At 28.2% G+C, this 2,147-nt stretch carries 2 protein-coding genes; both read left to right on the top strand.

The annotated features are described in order from the left end of the window. Window positions 1–380: hypothetical protein (locus HG1285_RS20365; RefSeq protein ID WP_008288792.1), on the top strand; the 380-nt coding region annotated here is incomplete at its 5' end. Next, window positions 373–2,147, top strand: a 1,775-nt coding sequence (gene mrdA, locus HG1285_RS03800; RefSeq protein ID WP_008288791.1) for a penicillin-binding protein 2, incomplete at its 3' end; no start/stop codon positions are given. The genes HG1285_RS20365 and mrdA, both read left to right, overlap by 8 nt.

Raw genomic sequence — 2,147 nt, 5'->3', positions numbered from 1 at the left:
TTTGGGACCCTTTAAGTGTTTTTATAATACTTGTTGCGCTTTATAGTGTTAGAATTAAAAATATTTACCTTTTTACAGGAATAATATCCATTTTGCAAGATATTTTTACTTTTGGATATGGAGTTAATTTTTTTTCAAAAATGTTTTTAGTTGTAATTGTTAGTTTAATAAAAGAAAAATTTTTCATAAGTTCGTTTTTTATAAAAAGTTTAATAGTAATTATATTAACTATTCTTGAACTTAGTTTAAAAACTTTATATTCTTTTATATTTTTAGGTAAATTTGAGTTTTGCATTGGATATATCTTTTATGCTGTATTAAACTTTGCTGTTTTTTATATTTATTCCTTATTAAAAGAAACAAGTAAAAAAATTGAGTAGATTTAACTTAGTAATATCATTTCTTATTATATGTGCATTAGTTTTAATTTTTAGGCTATTTTATTTACAGATTGAAAAAGGAGATTACTATTATAAGCTTTCCAAAAATAATTATATCCGTTTGATAACTATAAACCCACCAAGAGGAAGAATTTTTGATAGAAACGGCATTTTACTGGCGTATGATGTTCCTTATTATGAAATATATGTAATTCCTTACATGATAAAAGACAGATGGGATAGTTTAAAAGCTAATTTAGAAAAATATCTGAACATTAAAATAGATAAGAAATTAGATGAAAAAGTTAAGAAAGGTTTTTCACGGAGGGTAATCATAAAATCAAATCTTAGTGAGGATAAGCTGAAAATTATTTATGATAATTTCTATAAATTTGAAGGACTTTTAATAAATGTAGTTCCAAGGAGAAAGTATACAAAATACGCCAAATATATGTCCCATATTTTAGGATATGTTGGATATCCTTCCAGGGAAGATTTGCAGAAAAATCCAGACATTAACCCTGATGTTTTAATAGGAAAAAGTGGTATTGAAAAGATTTACGACAAATATCTAAGAGGCAGTTATGGAGTAAAAGCGGTTGTTGTTGATGCTCTTGGGAGAATTAAAAAAGTTCTATACGAAAAAGCACCTACATTAGGAAACGATATTTATTTAACAATAGATGCCAGAATGCAAAAAGCTGCTTATGAAAATTTTGAAAAATCTGGTCAAAAATCTGGTGCTGTAATTATAGTAGGTGCAAAAAACTATGAAATACTGACCTTACTAAGTTATCCATCTTTTAATATACAATCATTTTCAGATGGATTAACGACAAAAGAATGGAAAGCTCTTATTTCCAATAAGTATAAACCACTTTTCAATAAAGCATTATATGGTCTTTATCCTCCAGGGTCAATTTATAAAATAATAGTTTCTTTAGCAGCATTAAATGAAGGAGTTGTTTCTCCTTATCAAAAAATTTACAGCGGTGGTTATTTTGAGATTGGTAAATGGAGATATAGAAACTGGGACCTTTCTGGATGTGGGAATATTAATATAATGCAGGCTCTTGAACAGTCCTGTGATACATATTATTATCAGGTAGGCTTAAAACTTGGTGTTAGAAATATATCAAATTATACGTATATGTTTGGGATAGGAGAAAAATTAAATCCCGATATTGAAACAAAGGTTGCACGGGTGCCGACACCAGAATGGAAAAGACAGGTTTTAAATGAAGGATGGTTTCATGGAGATACTGTTAACTTAAGTATTGGACAAGGTTATTTAGCTATAACACCTTTTGATTCTACAAAAATACTTATACCTGTTTTGAATAATGGTAAAGTTTTAAAGCCGAAGCTTTTAAAGGCTTTTTATAATAATAAAAGTGATAAATTGATTGAGACAAAATCTGAAGTTTTAAAAGAACTACCCATAAAAAAAGTATATTATAAATACATTAAAAAAGGACTTTATCTGGTAGTTTACGGCAGTAGAGGAACTGCAAAGATTATGCAGGAAGTACCTGTGAAAAATGCCGGAAAAACAGGAACTGCGCAGGTGTATAAAAGACCCGGAAAAAATGAAAAAATAGATAAATGGGAACTTCAGAACCACGCATGGTTTATTGATTTTTTCCCTTACAATAAACCGAAGTACGTAATATCAGTATTTGTTGAGCACGGAAAATCAAGTAAAGTTGCTGTTGAAATTACAAAAGATATAATAAATAGTCTTTACGAAAATAAAATCATAAAATA

This window comes from Hydrogenivirga sp. 128-5-R1-1, assembly GCF_000171895.1.
Note: the sequence above shows the minus strand (reverse complement) of the source record. Positions and strands in the feature narration are given on the sequence as shown.